Origin of the sequence: Hymenobacter negativus (assembly GCF_016056375.1) — a bacterium.
Classification (GTDB): domain Bacteria; phylum Bacteroidota; class Bacteroidia; order Cytophagales; family Hymenobacteraceae; genus Hymenobacter; species Hymenobacter negativus_A.
Genome location: NZ_JAEDAE010000001.1, coordinates 1006843 through 1025218, shown reverse-complemented (window position 1 = coordinate 1025218; position 18376 = coordinate 1006843). Strand labels below are relative to the sequence as shown.

15 protein-coding genes are annotated in these 18376 nt (G+C 60.9%); 11 read left to right on the top strand and 4 right to left on the bottom strand.

Annotated elements, in window-relative coordinates:
• Positions 1 to 35: 35 nt before the first annotated feature.
• Complete coding sequence (locus I7X13_RS04440) at positions 36 to 590, bottom strand: hypothetical protein (protein ID WP_198074495.1); 555 nt, start codon at positions 588 to 590, stop codon at positions 36 to 38.
• A 68-nt stretch (positions 591 to 658) separates the two neighbouring features.
• Between I7X13_RS04440 and I7X13_RS04435 the strand changes: the two genes are divergently transcribed.
• Both I7X13_RS04435 and I7X13_RS04430 read left to right on the top strand, forming a co-directional pair.
• Positions 659 to 3442: a polynucleotide kinase-phosphatase gene (locus I7X13_RS04435; RefSeq protein ID WP_198074494.1), complete on the top strand. Its 2784-nt coding sequence runs from the start codon at positions 659 to 661 to the stop codon at positions 3440 to 3442.
• A gap of 35 nt (positions 3443 to 3477) precedes the next feature.
• Complete coding sequence (locus I7X13_RS04430) at positions 3478 to 4404, top strand: hypothetical protein (protein WP_198074493.1); 927 nt, start codon at positions 3478 to 3480, stop codon at positions 4402 to 4404.
• Between the two features lie 3 nt (positions 4405 to 4407).
• On the opposite strand, the gene I7X13_RS04425 is transcribed toward I7X13_RS04430, so the two are convergent.
• Positions 4408 to 5001: a TMEM175 family protein gene (locus tag I7X13_RS04425; protein ID WP_198074492.1), complete on the bottom strand. Its 594-nt coding sequence runs from the start codon at positions 4999 to 5001 to the stop codon at positions 4408 to 4410.
• 10 nt (positions 5002 to 5011) lie between these two features.
• Positions 5012 to 5581 (bottom strand): hypothetical protein, encoded by a 570-nt coding sequence (locus I7X13_RS04420; RefSeq protein ID WP_198074491.1) that lies wholly within the window; start codon positions 5579 to 5581, stop codon positions 5012 to 5014.
• A 30-nt stretch (positions 5582 to 5611) separates the two neighbouring features.
• Between I7X13_RS04420 and I7X13_RS04415 the strand changes: the two genes are divergently transcribed.
• The 4 genes from I7X13_RS04415 to I7X13_RS04400 all read left to right on the top strand — a co-directional run bounded on the left by I7X13_RS04415 (position 5612) and on the right by I7X13_RS04400 (position 9215).
• Positions 5612 to 6382 (top strand): nucleotidyltransferase domain-containing protein, encoded by a 771-nt coding sequence (locus tag I7X13_RS04415; RefSeq protein ID WP_198074490.1) that lies wholly within the window; start codon positions 5612 to 5614, stop codon positions 6380 to 6382.
• Positions 6383 to 6494: 112 nt separating this feature from the next.
• Positions 6495 to 7568 (top strand): DNA polymerase beta superfamily protein, encoded by a 1074-nt coding sequence (locus I7X13_RS04410; protein ID WP_198074489.1) that lies wholly within the window; start codon positions 6495 to 6497, stop codon positions 7566 to 7568.
• 77 nt (positions 7569 to 7645) lie between these two features.
• Positions 7646 to 8620, top strand: coding sequence for an ADP-ribosylglycohydrolase family protein (locus I7X13_RS04405; protein WP_198074488.1), 975 nt, complete (start codon positions 7646 to 7648; stop codon positions 8618 to 8620).
• Positions 8621 to 8654: 34 nt separating this feature from the next.
• Positions 8655 to 9215 (top strand): protein-tyrosine phosphatase family protein, encoded by a 561-nt coding sequence (locus I7X13_RS04400; RefSeq protein WP_198074487.1) that lies wholly within the window; start codon positions 8655 to 8657, stop codon positions 9213 to 9215.
• Positions 9216 to 9308: 93 nt separating this feature from the next.
• Here the strand turns inward: I7X13_RS04400 and I7X13_RS04395 are convergent, their stop codons facing one another.
• The gene (locus tag I7X13_RS04395; RefSeq protein ID WP_198074486.1) at positions 9309 to 9791 is read right to left on the bottom strand and encodes a hypothetical protein; all 483 of its coding nucleotides are present in this window, start codon (positions 9789 to 9791) and stop codon (positions 9309 to 9311) included.
• A 262-nt stretch (positions 9792 to 10053) separates the two neighbouring features.
• Between I7X13_RS04395 and I7X13_RS04390 the strand changes: the two genes are divergently transcribed.
• The 5 genes from I7X13_RS04390 to I7X13_RS04370 all read left to right on the top strand — a co-directional run bounded on the left by I7X13_RS04390 (position 10054) and on the right by I7X13_RS04370 (position 18364).
• Positions 10054 to 10284 (top strand): hypothetical protein, encoded by a 231-nt coding sequence (locus I7X13_RS04390; protein WP_198074485.1) that lies wholly within the window; start codon positions 10054 to 10056, stop codon positions 10282 to 10284.
• A gap of 65 nt (positions 10285 to 10349) precedes the next feature.
• Positions 10350 to 12539, top strand: a complete 2190-nt coding sequence (locus I7X13_RS04385; protein ID WP_198074484.1) for an ATP-binding protein — start codon at positions 10350 to 10352, stop codon at positions 12537 to 12539.
• 188 nt (positions 12540 to 12727) lie between these two features.
• Positions 12728 to 13708 (top strand): YitT family protein, encoded by a 981-nt coding sequence (locus tag I7X13_RS04380; RefSeq protein ID WP_211531985.1) that lies wholly within the window; start codon positions 12728 to 12730, stop codon positions 13706 to 13708.
• A gap of 56 nt (positions 13709 to 13764) precedes the next feature.
• Positions 13765 to 16968 carry a cyclic nucleotide-binding domain-containing protein gene (locus I7X13_RS04375; protein WP_198074483.1) on the top strand — a complete coding sequence of 1068 codons (3204 nt, stop codon included), beginning with the start codon at positions 13765 to 13767 and terminating at the stop codon, positions 16966 to 16968.
• A gap of 52 nt (positions 16969 to 17020) precedes the next feature.
• Positions 17021 to 18364: a gluconate:H+ symporter gene (locus tag I7X13_RS04370; RefSeq protein WP_198074482.1), complete on the top strand. Its 1344-nt coding sequence runs from the start codon at positions 17021 to 17023 to the stop codon at positions 18362 to 18364.
• Positions 18365 to 18376: the final 12 nt, after the last annotated feature.

The window sequence follows — 18376 nt, the reverse complement described above, 5'->3', positions numbered from 1 at the left end:
TCTTAGCCTAACTCGGTAATCTACCGGATGGTTGGTTATTCTTCTAAAATTCTTTGAGTCACAATTTGCTGCTCGGATTTTCTGCCTTGTTTGAACCGCGCAGCTTTTTCTGACTTAAACCAGCTTCGAGTATCAGAACCAAAACCCATTCCTCCGCTACTATAATACGCTAGAGTAGAGCCCTGTTTAGTCATAAGTCCTTTCATGTAGCAAATTTCTTGGCCACACTCGTGCTTTGAGTAAGTGCCAAAATTTCGGTGTTTCAGCTTCTTGCTTTCCAATATTCGCTGCTGATTGTGCCGAATATCTTCCCAAGCCTGGTTCTCATCAGCAACGGTCAGACTTTGGCCCAGCGTGGTAACCGCTAGATAGGTTCGCGGGTCTTTCAATTGCAGAAACTCAAACGCCTTTGCAAACGCCGCAATAGCCACTTTCCGAAGCTCAAGTTTCTCTTCGAGGCTCAGCTTTGTGGTTTCTACGATGGAGCGAAATAGCCCCAGTGTATTGAAATCCGTGAACTTCTTGTGGTTCTCAATCAGGTGCAGGTACTCGCCGTAGGTGAGCGTGTTCAATTGCTTGCCGACTTTCATAATAATACTTCAGTTGTGGGTAGCCGTGCCTAACCTTGTATGCGGAACTCTACGCCTTATCCTTTCCAATGCCCCAAGATACCCTCAAGCTCCCCGAACTCTCCCTCATCCTCCTCATCGGCAGCACGGGCGCGGGCAAGTCCACGTTTGCGCGGCGCTTGTTCAAGCCCACGGAAATCGTGTCCTCCGATGCCTGCCGGGGCCTGGTGGCCGACGATGAAAACGACCAATCGGCCAGCAAAGACGCCTTTGAGCTGCTACACTACTTGGTGGCCAAGCGCCTGAAGCGCGGGCTGCTCACCGTGGTCGATGCCACCAACGTGCAGGCCGAGGGCCGTAAGCCCCTGGTGGCCCTGGCCCGCCAATACCATGTGCTGCCCGTGGCCATTGTGCTCGACGTGCCCGAATCCGTCGCTCAGGAGCGCAACGCCGAGCGCCCTGACCGCCGCCACTTGGGCCGGCACATCATTGCCCGCCACCGCCAGGACCTGCGCCGCAGCCTGCGCAGTCTGAAAGAAGAGGGCTTCCGGCACATCCACCACCTGCGCAACGTGGGCGAAATCGACGCCGTCCAGTCCATCACCCGCGACCGCCTCTACAACAACCGCCAGGAGGAAACCGGCCCCTTCGACATCATCGGCGACGTGCACGGCTGCTACGAGGAGCTGCGCGCGCTGCTGGAGCAGCTGGGATATCAGGTGTTGGAAGAGCCGATTAACGATGTGCGGGATTTGGGCGTGCGGGTAGCCCCACCCCCCGGCCCCCTCCCCGGTGGGGAGGGGGAGCCAAATGGCTCTACCACTGAAAGCACTGAATACCTGTCGGCTGGCACCCCTCCCCACCGGGGAGGGGCAGGGGGTGGGGCTCGCAAAGCCGTCTTCCTCGGCGACCTTGTGGACCGCGGCCCGGCCTCCCCACAAGTGTTGCGCTTGGTGATGAGTATGGTGCGCGACGGCATTGCCCTCTGCGTGCCCGGCAACCACGACATCAAGCTCCTACGCCACCTCAACGGCAAGAAGGTCACCGTCAACCACGGCCTGGCCGAAACCCTGGCCCAGCTCGAAACCGAGCCCGAAGCCTTCAAAAGCGAGGTGCGGCGCTTCCTCGACGGCCTAGTGAGCCACTACGTGCTCGACGGCGGCAAGCTGGTAGTCGCCCACGCCGGCCTGCCCGAAGAGATGCAGGGCCGCGGCTCGGGCGCCGTACGGGCCTTCGCGCTGTTTGGCGAAAGCACCGGCGAGATTGACGAATTCGGCCTGCACGTGCGCTACGAATGGGCCCGCGAGTACCGGGGCCGCGCCATCGTTGCCTTCGGCCACACGCCCGTGCCCGACGCCGAATGGCTCAACAACACCATCGACCTCGACACCGGCTGCGTGTTCGGCGGCCGCCTCACCGCCCTGCGCTACCCCGAGCGCGAGCTCGTGGCCGTGCCCGCCGCGCAGGTCTACTGCGAGCCCGTGCGCCCCCTCAACTACCGTCGCCCTGGCGCGGAAAGTAGCGCGGACTCTGTAGTCCGCGTCCCCGACGGAAACCCGAACGATTTTAACGGCGCGGAGACGCGGACTACAGAGTCCGCTCTACAGTCTGCCCAGCACGAACAAGACGACCTGCTCGACATCCGCGACGTCACCGGCAAGCAATTCATCGAAACCCGGCTGATGCGCGGCGTCGCCATCCGCGAGGAAAACGCCGTGGCCGCCCTGGAGGTGATGTCGCGCTTCGCCCTGCACCCCAAGTGGTTGCTGTACCTGCCGCCCACCATGTCGCCCACCGAAACCTCGGCCCTGCCCGACCTGCTCGAACACCCCGCCGAAGCCTTCGACTACTACAAGCGCCTCGGCGTGGAGCGCGTGGTGTGCGAAGAAAAGCACATGGGCAGCCGCGTGGTCGTGGTGCTGGGCCGCGACGAAGCCGCCATCCAGCGCCGCCTGGGGCTGGTGGGCGAGGGCATCGGCAAGTGCTACACCCGCACCGGCCGTAACTTCTTCACCGACGCGGCCCTCGAAACCGCCTTCCTCGCCCGCCTGCGCGACGCCCTGACTACCGCCAGCTTCTGGGAGAAATTCGACACCGACTGGGTCTGCCTCGATGCCGAGTTGCTGCCGTGGTCGGCCAAAGCCCAGGAGCTGGTGAAAAACCAGTACGCCGCCGTGGCCGCCGCCGCCAACGCCGCCCTGCCCCAGGTCGAAGCCGTGCTCGCCGAAGCCGCCGCCCGCCAGCTCGACGGTGCCGAAGCCCTGCTGGCCCGCACCACCGCCCGCCACCACGCCGCCACCCACTATGCCGACGCCTACCGCCGCTACTGCTGGCCCGTCCTCTCGCTCGACGACCTCAAGCTGGCGCCCTTCCACCTGCTCGCCACCGAAGGCCGCACCTACTTCGACCGCGACCACGCCTGGCACATGGAAACCCTGCGCTCCCTCGCCTTGGCCGACCCCGGCCTGCTCCGCGCCACGCCCTACCGCGTCGTCCCCCTCCAGGATTCTGCCGAAGTAGAAGCCGCCATCCAGTGGTGGACCGACCTCACCACCGCCGGGGGCGAAGGCATGGTGGTCAAGCCCTACGACTTCGTGCCCCAGGGCAAAGGCGGCCTGCTCCAGCCCGCCCTCAAGTGCCGCGGCCGCGAGTACCTGCGCATCATCTACGGCCCCGATTACCTGCTGCCCGGCAACCTCGACCGCCTCCGCCAGCGCAACGTGAAAGCCAAGCGCAACCTCGCCCTGCGCGAGTTCGCCCTCGGCGTGGAGGGCCTGGAACGCTTCGTGGCCCGGCAGCCCCTGCGCCGCGTGCATCAGTGCGTCTTCGGCGTGCTCGCGCTGGAAAGCGAGGCCGTCGACCCGCGGCTGTAGAATAATAATTGGCTGGTTTATAAGTTGATGAACCTATGAAACTACTATGCCTCTGGATAGCGCTATTTTTTGTTAATTGCACTTGCTATGCCCTAAAGGTCAGAGAAGTGCTTATTAAAGACTTGCCGGCTATTCAGACGAAATACGGTTCTGATTCGGTACGAGCATTAATACACGATACGCCTATATGGCGAGCAAATCAGCCGGTAGCATTACAACTCCTTAATGGGCTTCCTGACAAGTTCGCGCAAAGTAGTTGGGGCCGTCGCTATTTAGAAAGTATAGGTATTGCTATCAAGGCACCTGAATTAGCCCGGTTGCTTGAAAAAGTGATGGATGACGATGTTGCCGCCGCAGAACAAGTAAGTGCAGAGCACATGTTTGTGTTCGGTGCCGACGAAGACGTTATCCTAGCGTATTTGCATCAGGAAACCGCCAATGCGGAGGCTGTGTTTGAAAGCCAATTGGAACGCTACCTGTCAGTCAAACACAAATTAGTATCAATGCCCCGAGATAGTTTTTTCAAACGTTTTTTCGAGGGTGACCCGGTGTTGCTGACAAAGAAAACAGTTGATGAAACAATCTACAAGGTGCTTTTGGTACTTAATAAGCTGGACGCTGCTAAGTATCCTCAGCGGCGGCTTGACGAACAGCGCATCCAGTTAGACCCGTGGTATACAGTTAATAATTTAAAGTATTTCCCAGTTGGCAGGGAATGGAATTACAAATCAGAAATTGTCGCCTTTGAGAAGCTGTCAATTGGTGGGATAATAATTCCCAAATTAAGCGTAAGCGAGAATTACAATACTTGCGCAATAACTAAAATAGTTGAGTCCGAACAGCTTTACTTCGTAGAGGAAGCGTGCTACTGCGGGCCTCGATGTGGGAGAGGAAACACTTATATGGTGAAAGTGAATGGAGATTCTGTTGACCTCACTTATGTCAATGGGTGGGTAAGCTGATAGTCAGCGCTTCCCGTCACCCTTCTCCTCAAGCGTGCGCTCAATGCGCCGGTCGGGGATGAGCCACATCAGCGCGATACCCACGTACACGGCCCCTGCCACCCACGGATTCCAGAAGCTGGCGGCGATACCTAGGCAGTAGAGCGGGGGCGAGGACTTGCCCTTTAAGTCGCGCCCAATGGCGCGGGCTAGCGTAGAGTGCGGCCCTTCGATGGCGATAATGCAGTTCTGGAGCACAAAATAGGCCACGCCGGCCATCAGCAGCACCACGCCATACATGACCAAAGTGGCGGGGGCGAAGTGGTTTTCGCCCATCCAGCCCGTCACGAACGGCACCAGCGACAGCCAGAACAGCAGGTGCAGGTTGGCCCACAGCACCCCGCCCGACACCTTGCTCGTGCTGGCCAGCATCATGTGGTGATTGTTCCAGTAAATACCGATGTAGACGAAGCTCAGCACGTAGCTGAGCGTCACGGGCAGCAGCGGTTTCAGGGCTGCAAAATCGGCGCCGTGCGGCACCTTGACTTCCAGCACCATGATGGTGAGGATGATGGCTAGCACACCGTCACTAAAAGCTTCGAGTCGTCCTTTATGCATGAATTAATTATTAATCCGCTGAAACCTGAAAATTAAAATCCGTTTTAAAACTCAACGTCGTATCAACGATACTCTGGTCATCCATTTTAATATGCAGGGTTTTAAGACTAGGGGTTGCGTCAGTGATGGTAGCCGTAATTTTTTCGTTCCCTAAGCATTGACACTTCAATTCTATTTCTCCCAATTTTTTGTCAGTCCACCAACTGCGGTTCTGGTAAAAAATTAGATGATAATAATCTGCTGTTTGTGCTACGGAATAACCGGGCCTTTGAGCCATGCTATAACCGCCTGCTATGCTATAAATACTGGGTGGCGGAGAAACCACCCATAGGCATGCCCACAAAATTGTGCAGCAGATGACTATAAATGATGTAACTACCAGGGTGATTCGCAGAATATCATTGGTAATATTTTTAAGTGCTACTCGCTTTAAATAAAGTGTTAGGCTGACACTAAAAGTGAATACAACAGCTAAAATTGTCAGAATGAGCATAATATAGGTGGCTATTTTTAGTGAATGACAATAGGCAAACATGATTTGTAGGCCAATATGGCGACTGTGAGTCGGAAAGGACGGCATGGCGTACTATTGTCCGAATTAAGTTCTACTATGCAAACCCGCATTGCCACTGCTCTCACCGAGCTCGAAGCCACCCACGGCATCCGAATCCTCTACGCCTGCGAGTCGGGCAGCCGCGCCTGGGGCTTTCCGTCGCCCGATTCAGACTACGATGTGCGCTTCATCTATTGCCACCCCGCCGACTGGTACCTGGCCCTGGACGAAGGCCCCGACACACTCAACTTTCCCGTTGATGACGAACTGGACCTGGCCGGCTGGGAGCTGCGCAAGGCCCTGCGCCTGCTACGCGGCTCCAACGCCTCGGTGTTTGAGTGGCTGCAGTCGCCCATTGTGTACCACGAAGCTCTGGACTTCCGCGCCCGGCTGGCCCCGCTGCTACCGGCCAGTTTCAACCTGAAAGCTGGCCTGCACCACTACCTGGGCCAGTTGCGCCGCGGCGTGGAAGAGGATTTGGCCACCGAAGAGGTGCGCCTGAAACGCCTGTTCTACGCCTTGCGCTCAGCCCTGGCCGCCCGCTGGATTCGGGAGCGCCACACCGTGCCGCCCATGGAATTTGCCCCGTTACGGATGTTGCTCCCCGCTGTTCTGGAAGCCGATGTAACCGCGCTGCTGGCCGCCAAAGCTTCGGCCGATGAAAAAACGACCGCGCCACGTCCGACGGCCTTAGGCGAGTTTTTGCGGGAAGAGTTGGCTGCAGGGCAGGCCGCGCGTGATATTTTGCCCGTGTTGCGTAACACCGGCGCGGTGGGCGAACTGGATGGGTTATTCCGGAGGCTGCTGGCCGAAGTTGGTGCCGCATAGGGCACCGTAGTCCAGACTATTAGTCTGCGAGCGTAAACAGCCCATTTCTGCTGCTCCCACTCGTGTAATCGGCGCATCACGCGCGGACTAAAAGTCCGCGCTACTTTCGTGCATGACCATTGCCGACCTGCGCCGCCAAAACCTTATTCTTTTCGAAGCCATCAGCGGCAGCCGAGCCTACGGCACCAATCTGCCGCATTCCGATACGGATTTAAAAGGTGTATTCATCTTGCCCGAAGCGCATTTTTTTGGCCTCGATTACATCCCACAAATTGCTAACGAAACCAACGACGAAGTTTTTTACGAGCTGCGCCGTTTTGTGGAATTATTGCTGAAAAATAATCCCACCGTGCTCGAATTATTGGGCACGCCGGCCGATTGTGTTATTTATAAACATCCGCTATTTGAGCAGTTTCAAGCCGCTGATTTTTTATCGAAACTCTGCCGTCAAAGCTTCGCCGAATACGCGGTGGCGCAAATTCGCAAAGCCCGCGGTTTGAACAAGAAAATCAACCACCCCGAGCCCCCAGCCCGCAAATCAGTACTCGATTTCTGCTACGTGACGGCCGGCGCGGGTGCGCAGCCCGCCACCGACTGGCTGGCCCGCCAAGGCTATGAAACCGCGCAGTGTGGCTTGGCCAACGTGCCGCATCTCACCGATTTATTCGCCTTATTTATTGATGCCACGCCCGGGCGCACGCTCGGCTACCGCGGGCTGGTGCGCGATGCCGAAACCTCGCAGGATGTCCTGCTTTCGGCCGTGCCAAAAGGGGAGGAACCCGTGGCGTATTTGTCCTTCAATCGCAACGGGTACAGCACGTACTGCCGCGTGTTCCGCGAATATTGGGAGTGGGTGGAAAAGCGCAATGCCGAGCGGTATCAAAACACGGTGCAGCACGGAAAGAATTACGATGCTAAAAATATGCTGCACGTTTTCCGCCTTCTGCAAATGGCCGAGGAAATTGCCGAAACCGGCCAGCTACACGTCCGCCGCCCCAACCGCGAATTCTTGCTGCAAATCCGGCGCGGCGAATTTGAATACGAGCAACTCGTGGCCGATGCCGACCAGCAGGTGACCAAAGTAGAGGTCGCTTTCGCTAATTCGGCACTGCCCGATGCCCCAGATAGATTTGCCGCCGAGCAATTGCTGCGGCAGGTGCGTCGGTCTTTCTATGCGTTGGCTTAGCTTGGTGGTCCATGCTCATCCCGTAGGCCACTTTAGTGCTTTCTTGCTCCCCACAACCTAATTTCTCCCTTCCTACAATGCTTCAAGCTACCACTGAACAAGCCCGCGCCGCCCTCCTGGGCTTGGCCGTGGGCGACGCCCTCGGCGTACCCGTTGAATTCGCGCCCCGTGCGGCCCGCCAGCAAGACCCCGTGACCAGCATGCGCGCCTATGGCACCCACCACCAGCCCGCTGGCACCTGGTCCGATGATTCCTCGCTCACCTTCTGTCTGGCCGAAACCCTGGCCCGGCCCGGCGGCCGCAGCGGCGCGCCCGATTTGGCCGACTTTGCCCGGCGCAGCATTAACTGGCTCTATCAATCATACTGGACTGCTCACGGCGAAACTTTCGATGTGGGAAATGCCACCCGTACTGCCATCGACCGCCTGCAAAGAGGAATAGTGCCAACTAAAGCCGGTCCAAGTTCCGAATTTGACAACGGCAACGGCGCGCTCATGCGCATTCTGCCGCTGGTTTTTCACGATATCTGGCGGGCCGAAACATTGAATTTGAGCGCTGCCTGGTCGCTTACTGAAAACGTGGCCAGCGTAACCCACGGGCACCCGCGCTCTACGCTGGGCTGCTTTCTGTATCTGTTGGTGGCGAGGGGGCTGCTGGCTGGTATGGCTTCGGATAAGGCGTATGCGCAAATGTGCGAATTGGTCAATCCATGGTTGGCTAACGGCAGCATTCCCGCCGTAGTAGAAGACAAGTATTACCAAAAAGTCTTAAGCGGCAACCTGTCAAACCTAGATAAAAGACAAGTTTCCTCGTCCGGTTACGTCGTGCATACGCTCGAAGCAGCCCTGTGGTGCCTGCTGAAGCACGACACCTACGCTGCCACCGTGCTGACCGCCGTGAACCTCGGCGACGACACCGATACCACCGGAGCCGTGGCCGGCGGCCTTGCCGGCTTGGTCTATGGTGAGGCCGGCATCCCGGCCGAGTGGCTGGCCGTGCTGGCCCGTCGGGCCGATATTGAGGACCTGGCCGGGCGGCTGGCGGGCGCGTAGGCAAGGCGTTTCACAACTTTCCGTACCTTCTGCCATGAACACTATTCCCACCCCTCGTCCGCTGCCCAACTCGTATTGGGTCACCCCGTTATTGCTGGCCTCCGAATACCCCGGCGCTAAGCTGGAGGCCGATGCCGCGCACCGCCTCGACCTGCTGCTGGCCGCCGGTATCCGCGACTTTTACGACCTCACTGAAGCCACCGAGCTGCTCGAACCCTACGAGGACCTGCTGCGCGCCCGCGCCGCCCATCTGGGCCTGGCCGCCGAAAGCGTGCGTTTCCGCCGCTTTCCCATTACCGACGTGAGTGTGCCCACGCCCAAGCGCCTGGCCGAGGTACTGGCTGCCATCGAAGACAGTGCCGCCTCTGGCCGCCGGGCCGTGGTGCATTGTTGGGGCGGCGTGGGCCGCACGGGCACGGTAGTGGGCTGCTACCTGCGGCAGCACTTCGGCCTGAGCGGCGACGAGGCCCTGGCTCGCATCGCCGAGGAGTGGAAGGGCATGGAAAAGCGCTACCGCATGCCCCGCTCGCCCGAAACTGCCGAGCAGGCTGCCTTTGTGCGGGCGTTCGAGCCCGTGCCGGCTGCTGCCGAATAAGGGTTTCCTAAAAATGGTCATTCCGACGCAGGAGGAATCTGGAGAAAAATAGTTCTCAGATTCCTCCTGCGTCGGAATGACCATTTTTAGCGCTTAGTTCACAGGCGTGGTCGCCGTCGGCGTTAGCTTCACACCGGTGTACAGGTTCGGATTGCTCACCGAGGCAATTGGCTCGATGCTCAAGCGCTTGTCGTATTTGCTCACGTTGGCCAGCTTAAGCAGCGTGGTATAGTCGGAAGTCAGCCCGCTTTTGGTTTTGATAAAATAGCTGTTGACGTGCAGCGTGGTAGGGTCGTAGCTCACTTCCAGCGCGGTCGTATCGCGCCAGTAGGTGTACAGGGCTTCGGTAGCGCCCGCCGATGATTCGCGCGGCGTGCGGTCGTGGTCGGGGCGGATGGATTGACTAATCAGGGGCCGGGCAATCTGGTCGGCATTCATGCCCAGCAGGGCGGGCACGTCGAAGGCTCGCTGCACAGCGGGCACAGTGGAAACAGTTGGGGTTTCGACCACGGGACGGTCGGTGCTGGCGCAGCTCAGCAGCAATGCCAGCGGCAGGAGGGGGGCGTAGCGCTTCATAAATGAATGGTAATGTGAACAAAACTGCTACGTAAGCGGCTCATTCATGGATGAATCCGGCCGAGGTGTTTTTGGATTAGTAGTCTGATTTGCTGAGAAATTCATCCTGTTTGGGTGGCTTCCGAAAGCTGTTTTCCTCACCTCCTGAAATCAGGATTCAGCATTTTAGCAATAGCGGATTTCTGGATATGGTAGGAAAAATATAATTAATATATTATTTGTTATATTTACAATATTCTGTTCACTGTTAGCCCCTGCGGCCATGAAACCTCACCCCACCATCGAAGAAAAAGTTGTTTCCCAGGATAACTGGAACGAGGCCGTCGAGGCGCACACCCAGCGGCTGGGTACGGACCCCGACTATTCCCAGTACCCGCCGGTGGTCATTTTCCGGACCGTCGACCAGGATTACGAGCTGCATCTCGTCGAAACCAACACCCTCCGCGACAGCGGCGAAGTGGTGGCGGGCGTGATTCACAACCCGAACATCTGAGGAGTTGCCTGGCTGGCTTTCGCACGACTGCACCGGGCAATAATCTGATTTGTGCGCTCATCGGCATGAGATTCTTCGTGATTCTGCTGTGCATGAGCCTGACAGTGTACTTTCTACCGGTGGCTGGGCAGGTGCCCCATTCCCCAGGTCCGCCGCCGGCGCTACCCCGCCCGGCCCGGCCCGATACGGCCCGCGTGCGCCAGCTGCTGCAAGCCGCGCAGCAATGGAGCACCGCCGACATTCCGCAGGCTATCCGGCTAAGCCAACAAGCGTTGGGGCTGGCCCGGCAGCTTCGCGACTCCGTGGGCGTGGGCCAGGCCCTGTTGCGCCTGAGCACCCTGCACCGCCGCCACAACGATTTCGCGCTGGCCCGCCGCCTGGCCCGGCAGGCGCAGGCGCTATTTGTGCGACAACACGACACGGAGGGGCAGGGGCGTGCCTGGCTCCAGCTCAGCCTGATTGACATGCTCCAGGGCAACCCCGTGCCGGCCCTGGCCTCGGGTCTCAAAGGCCTGCGCCTGGCCGAGCAGGCTGGCGACGCGCAGACGAAAATCCGCCTGCAAGCCACGCTGGGCGATATCTACTACAAAATGGGTAGCTACGACGAGGCCCTGCCCGCGCTGCAAATAGCCCTGGCCGGCGGCCAGCGCACCCACGACCAGCAAGTGACTCTGCTGGCGCTGAACGGCTTGGGTAACTCGTTCCAGATGCTGAAAAAATGGCCTCAGGCCATCTATTACTACCAGCAGGCGCTGGCCCTGAGCCAGCAGCTCGGCGATGCCATCGGCGAAACCGGCAGCGAAACCAGCCTAGCCGAAGTGTATGGCCTGCAGGGCAACCAGGCGGCGGCCCTGGCCCACGGCTTGCGCGCCCAGCAGCTGGTGCGCGCCACCCACGACGACTATAACCTGCCTGCCGTGGAGCTGATGCTGGCCCGCGCCTACCTGCTGGCCCACCAGACCGATAGCGCCGTGGCCCTGGCCCGGCATGGCCTGCAGCTCAGCCAGCAGGCGCGCAGCAACGAGAACATCCGCAATGCCAGTGACATTCTGGCCCAGGCCTATGCCCAGCGCCACGATTTTGCGCAGGCTTACTATTTCCGCAACCTGCACCTGGCGTACAACGACACGCTCTCGGGCGAGGACACCCGCCGCCGCACCAGCCGCCTGCGCTACGACTACGAGCTGACCAGCAAGCAAGCCCAGATTGACCTACTCACCAAAACCCGGCAGCTGCAGGCCCAGAAGGCGGCCCGGCAACGCCTTCAGCTCAATGGGCTGCTGGTCGGGCTGGCCGGCGTGCTGCTGGTGGCGGGGCTGCTGTGGCGCAACATCTACCTCAAGCAGCGGGCCAACCGCCACCTGAACGAGATGAATACCCAGATTGCCGCCCACCGCGACCAGCTCAACCGCACCCTCACCGAGCTACAAGCTGCCCAGGCCCAGCTGGTGCAGCGCGAAAAAATGGCCTCGCTGGGCGAAATGACGGCCGGCGTGGCCCACGAAATCCAGAACCCCTTGAATTTCGTGACCAATTTCTCGGACCTGAACGTGGAGCTGCTGGCCGAGCTGCAGGAGGAGTTGGCTGGGGAGCACCTCTCCACCAGCGCCCGGGAAAATATCCAGCAATTGTTGGAAGACCTGACCCTGAACCAGGTCAAGATTCAGGAGCACGGGGCCCGCGCCGACCGCATCGTGAAGCGCATGCTGGAACACTCGCACCCGAGCAGCGGCGCCCGCCAGGCCACCGACCTCAATGCCCTGGCCGAGGACAGCCTGCGCCTAGCCTACCACGGCTGGTGCGCCCGCAATAAGGATTTCAGCGCCACCCTCACCACCGATTTGGACCCCCACCTCCAGCCCGTGCCGGCCGTGGCCCAGGACCTGAGCCGCGTACTCATGAACCTGCTGACCAACGCCTTCTACGCCGTGACCGAAAAAAGCAAGCACGCCCCGGCCACTTACCGCCCCGAAGTGCAGGTGCAAACCCGCCAAACCGACCACGCCGTCGAGATTCGGGTACGCGACAACGGGGCCGGCATCCCGCTGGCGGTGCGGGAGAAAATCTTCCAACCCTTTTTCACCACCAAACCCACCGGCGAAGGCACCGGCCTGGGCCTGTCGCTGAGCTACGACGTTATCACGAAGGGCCACGGCGGGGCTTTGAGCGTGGAAAGCCAAGAAGGTGAATATTGTCAATTCACTATCAGTCTGCCAGTTACCGTCGGGGAGATGGTGGAAAGGGCGGTTATTTGATTTTATATAGTATTTATTGAATATATTTAAATAATTGCTTGTTGTAAACTGAACATTAGCCAACCGCTTAGTGCACATGAAATAAATGCCGCCGAGGAAGCATCGCCGGCTTCGCTTCGCCGCTGAAGAAGCGAAGCCGGCAGGAACTCCGGGAAGCATTACGGTGCCAGAAGATTTTGACAATAGCCATGTTGCTCGAACAACTACCGCCTTCACGTTTCCGAAACCGGAAACTTGCCCGCCAGCCGGCCCCCGCGCCTCTCAAAGTGATGGTGCCGGAGGACACGGGTGGGTTCCGTTTTTTTGCGCAGCACCAGGTGGGGGTGGTGCTCATGCAAGGCTTGTTGCTGGCGGGTGGGGTTTTTTCGGCCGCCCTGGGGCTGAAGGGTTTCCTGCTCCCGAACGGCTTCATCGACGGCGGGGTGACGGGTATCTCGCTGCTGGTGAGCCAGCTGACCGGGGTTTCACTCTCGGCGCTCATTGTGCTCATCAACATTCCGTTTATCGTGCTGGGGTATTACCAAGTGGGACAGAAGTTTGCCCTCAAAACCCTGCTCACCATTCTGGCGCTGGCGGGGGCGCTGCTGGTGGTGTCGTTCCCGCCCCTCACGCAGGACCGGCTGCTGATTGCCGTGTTCGGCGGCTTCTTTTTGGGGGCCGGCGTGGGGCTAGCCATGCGCGGCGGCGGGGTGCTGGACGGTACCGAAATTCTGGCCCTCTACCTCACGCGCCGGCTACCTGCCTCCATTGGCGACATTGTGCTCATTATCAATGTGATTATCTTCTCGGTAGCCGCCTGGCTGCTGTCGATAGAAACGGCGCTGTATTCCATTCTGGCGTACCTAGCGGCGGCCCGCACCGTGGATTTTGTGCTGGTGGGTATTGAAGAATACACTGGCCTGACCATCATCTCGTTTCACAGCACCGAAATCCGGCGCATGATAACCGATAAGCTCCACCGTGGTGCCACCGTGTACGAATGTACCCAAGGCTTTGGCACGCACGGACACCAGCATTTGAAAGTGGAGGCCATTTTCACGGTCGTGACGCGTCTGGAAGTTGTCAGCCTGACGGATGAGATTCATAAAATTGACCCGAATGCTTTTGTGGTCTCGCAGAGCGTGAGCGACATGAAGGGCGGCCTGATTAAAAAACGGGCCTTGCACTGACCGTTTCGGGGTGAGGGCCCGCCGCCGGGCGGCCGGGCCCATTCAGCAGGAATATCATGGAAAGGTGGTACCGGTTTCTGGGAGTTCGGCCGCACGAAACCACGTCGGTATGGCTGCTCTTTGCCCATAATTCCCTGCTCAGCTTCGGTACCGTGCTGGTGTATTTGGCGGCCACGGCGTTGCTGCTGGCCCGGCACCCGGCCGCCAGCCTGCCCGTGGCCTACTGCATTGGAGCAGCGGCTATGGCCCTGACCGGCAGCCTGTATGCCTACCTGGAACGGCGCTGGCTGGGGCCAAGCCTGGCCGTGCGGGCGCTGCTGGCGGTGGTGGCCATTGCCGTGGTGCTGGCGCTGGCCTGGCAGCCCACGCCATCGGTGGCCACGGCCGTGGGCATTATGACGGGCTACCGCCTGCTCTACCTGCTCACCAACCTGGAGGCCTGGAGCATGGCGGCCACGCTGTTCAACGCGCGCCAGGGGCGGCGGCTGTTCGGGGTGGTGAGCTCGGGCGAACTGCCGGCCAAAGCCGTGGGGGCGGCGCTGGCCATTTTCGTGCCCGCGGCCCATGCCATTTCGATGCTGTTAATTATGGCGCTGAGTGCGTATGTGCTGGCGGCGCTGGTGCAGCAGGCGGCTTTTCGACGAAGAACCGGCTTGCTCCATTTGGGCCCCCTTGCACCGGCCGGGCGCACGTTGCCACTCATCCGGCAGCTACTGGGGCCGGGCGCGCTGGTGCGGGTAATGGGCCTGAGCGTGATGGCCGTGGCCGCCGTAGCGGTGGGCGTGGAGTATGCTTTTTTGCTCAGTGTGCGCAATTTTCTGCCCGGCCCGGTAGATGTGCTGCAGTACCTGGGCGCGGTGCTGGCGCTGGCGTATCTGCTGGCGGCGGCGGGGCGGCTGCTGTTTGCGCGGCGCGGCCTGGCCTGGGTGGGCGTGCGCCGCACCTTGCTGCTGCTGCCGCTCATGGTGCTGGGCAGTGTGCTGGTGTTCTGGGTATTGCGGGTGCTGCCGGTGGGGCCATGGGGGCAGCTGGTTTATTTCAGCGGGCTGTACCTGGGGCTGGAAATATGCCGTCGCGCATTGTTCGAGCCGGTTTTTCTGGTGCTGTTCCATCGGTTGCCGCCGCCCGAGCATTTGGCGGGGCGCAGTGTGGTCAAGGGGATTTATGAGCCGGCCGGCGTGGGGCTGGGCGGCCTGCTGCTGCTGGCGGCTCAGCCGTTCCCGGCGTTCCGCGCTTGGCTGCCCTTTGCGTGGATGGCTGCGCTGGTACTCGGGGTGGTGTATCTGCTGCGGTACATGCTCTGGCACTACCTGGAGGCTTTGAAAACCAGCCTGCATCTGCACGGCGTAGCAGATAATGAGCCGGTTAAGGTGGGTGATGGCCCGCCGGCCCTGCGCTCGGTCGAGTCCGACTCCAGCGTGGAGATGGTGTTGCAGGCCATCGAGCACCTACACAAAATAGAAGCCACGGCCCTGCTCGAACAGGCCGAGCACCTGCTTACGCACCCCAGCAACCGCATTCGCCACCGCGCGCTGCGGCTGTTGGGAACCCGGGTGGAGCTGCCCCGGCTGCGGCGCCTGGCCCTGGAAGACCCCGACCCCGCCCTGCGCGAAATGGCCAGCTGCCTGGCCGGCCCCCACCCGTCGGCCGATGACCTGCTGCTGCACTCCGATTGGGCTGTGCGCCAGGGTGCTATCCGGGGCCGGCTGGGCGCGCACCCCACCGATGGCGCGGCGCTGGCCAGCCTGGCCGCCGTGGCATCATCCACCGAAACAAATGCCCGGCACGCCGCTTTGGAGCTCATTGCGCTGCTCACGCCGGACCAGCAGCAACAGGCCATCACGACCTGCCTGCACAGCGCCGAGCCGGCCTTGGTGCAGGCCGCCGTGCGAGCCGTGGCCGAAGTGCCGGGCCCCGATATGATAAGCCTGATGATGAGCTTCCTGTGCATGAAGAAGGTGCAGAAACCGGCCCTGTCCGGCCTGGTACGCATCGGGGCGCCGGTACTGCCGCTGCTCAAACCCACATTGGCTCAGGAAACCGACCCGCGCCGCGCCCTGGCAATGGCCCAGGTATGCGCCCGCATGGCCACGCCGGCCGCCCGACAGGTGCTGCTGGAAATAGCTGGCAGCGCCAACCTGCAGGCGCGGGCGGCCGCGCTGCGGGCACTCGACAGCTTTGCCACCATGCCCAGCGATGCGCCTCTTTTTCAGCAGCTGATAGAGGAGGAGATGCGCCTGGCGCAACACTTTTTGCACGGCATGCACGCCGCCAATTCCGAGCTGCGCGCCGCCCTGCGCCAGGAGCTGCGCCGCTGCACCCAGCGCCTGTTTGGCCTGCTGATGCAGGTGTACGAGCGGCCGCCGCTGCAGGAAGCGCAGCACGGCGCCATTCATACCACCGGCGAAACCCAGGCCAGCGCCCTCGAAATCCTGGAAAATATTATTCCGCTTCCGCTGTTTGCCGGCTTGCAGGCCATGCTGGAAACGGGCCGCCTGAGCCAGCGGGCCGAGGTGATGGATGCCCTGCTCGGGCCCATCACCACCGCCGAAACTGTGCAAACCACCATTGTGCGCCGGGGAGCAGAAGCGTTTACCGCCTGGACGATTAGCGTGGCCCTGCGGCAGTGGCACCCCCAGCCCGCCACCGTGGCCTACCTCGTTCCTCATTTACAAGCCACCAGCCTGCTGGTTCAGGAAATTGCCCTCGCCGTGCTTCAGCAATTACCCGTGCTGCGCCCGGCGGCCTACGACCAACTCCTTCTCACGCATCCCGCCGTCGCCTTCCTTGCCATGAATCCGCCGACCACTACCCCCCGCACCACGGCCCGCGACCGGGTCCTCATCCTCAAGGGGACCTCCCTGTTTGCCAACACGCCCGAAAACATCCTCGGCAACATCGAGCCCATCATGCGGGAAGTGACGTTTGAAGCAGGCCAGGAAATCTTTAGCAAAGGCAGCCTGGGCACCTCACTTTTCATTGTGAATGAAGGCGAAATCGGCATCTTCGATGGCCCGCGCCAGCTGACGACCTTCCACAACGGCGACTTTTTTGGCGAGCTGGCCCTGCTCGATGCCGAAGCCCGCTCGGCCTCGGCCGTGTCGCTGGGGCCCGCCACCGCATTTCGCATCGACCAGGAAGACTTCTATGACGTGATGGAGGACTGCCCCGAGGTCACCCGCAACATCCTGAAGGTGCTCTGCCAGCGCCTGCGCCGCCAGAACGAGCGGATGCAGCCGCCGCAGCCGGTGGCGGGGTAGGGTGCCAGGCTGCGAGTGCAGTTAATGCCCACCCGGCGGGCTACCTTGCGGCATGACCATCCTCATCATTGTGCTGGCCGTGCTGGCGCTTATCGTCCTCAGCAGCTGGGGAAAAGTTAATGCGTTTCTGGCGTTTCTGCTGGTCACCATTCCGGCGGGGCTGGCGCTGGGGCTGCCGCCCGCGCGGGTGCTGGCCGCCGTGCAAAAAGGACTCGGCGATGCGCTGAGCTCCGTCGTGCTGGTGGTCGTATTGGGGGCTATGCTGGGCAAGCTGGTGGCCGAAAGCGGTGCCGCCCAGCGCATCGCCGCCGTGCTGATGCAGGCGTTTGGTGCGAAGAATATTCAGTGGACGATGATGGTCACCGGCTTCATCATCGGCATTCCGCTGTTCTACAACGTGGGCTTTCTGCTGGTTATCCCGCTGATATTCTCGGTGGTGTACCAATACCGGTTGCCAGCCGTGTACGTGGGCCTGCCCATGCTGGCCTCGCTCTCGGTGCTGCATGGCTTCCTGCCGCCGCACCCGGCCCCTACGGCGCTGGTGGCGTTGTTCCATGCCAATGTGGGCCTCACGTTTGGCTATGGGCTGCTGGTGGCGGTGCCGGCTGTGGTGGTGGCCGGGCCGCTGTATGCGCGCACGCTGCGGGGCATCGTGTCCGCGCCGCTGGCAGGGTTTGGGGGTGAAGCGCGGGCCGAAAGCGCCTTGCCGGGCCGGGCAAACAGCTTTCTGTCGTCGCTGCTGCCGGTGCTGGTGCTGGCGGCCGTGCTGGGCTTGCAGGCGGTGCTGCCGCCCGGCGGCCCGCTCGCCCCGGCCCTCGCGTTTCTGGCCGACCCGGGCGTGGTGATGCTGCTGTCGGTGGGCGTGGCCACGTTTAGCCTGGGCCGCAGCCAGGGCAAAACGATGGCCGCCGTGATGGAAACCTACGGCGAAGCCCTGCGCGACGTAGCGCTGCTGCTGCTCATCATCGGCGGGGCGGGTGCGCTGAAGGAAGTGCTGGTGGAAAGTGGCGCGGGCCAGGCCATTACGGCTGGCCTGCATGGCACCGGGCTGCCCCCGCTGGTGCTGGGCTGGCTGCTGGCGGGCCTCATTCGGGTGTGTCTGGGCTCGGCCACGGTGGCGGGCCTCACGGCGGCCGGCGTGATGCTGCCCACGATGGCCCATTCGGCCGTCAACCCCAACCTGATGGTTCTGGCCATTGGGGCGGGCAGCCTGTTGTTTTCGCATCTGAATGACAGCGGGTTCTGGCTGTTTAAGCAGTATTTCAACCTATCCATTCGCGACACGCTGCGCTCGTGGTCGGCCATGGAAACCATTGTGTCGGTGGTGGGGCTGCTGGGCGTGCTGGTGCTCGACTGGGTGCTGCCGGTGGTAGCGCACGTTCTGGCACGATTATGAAGTTTTGAATTA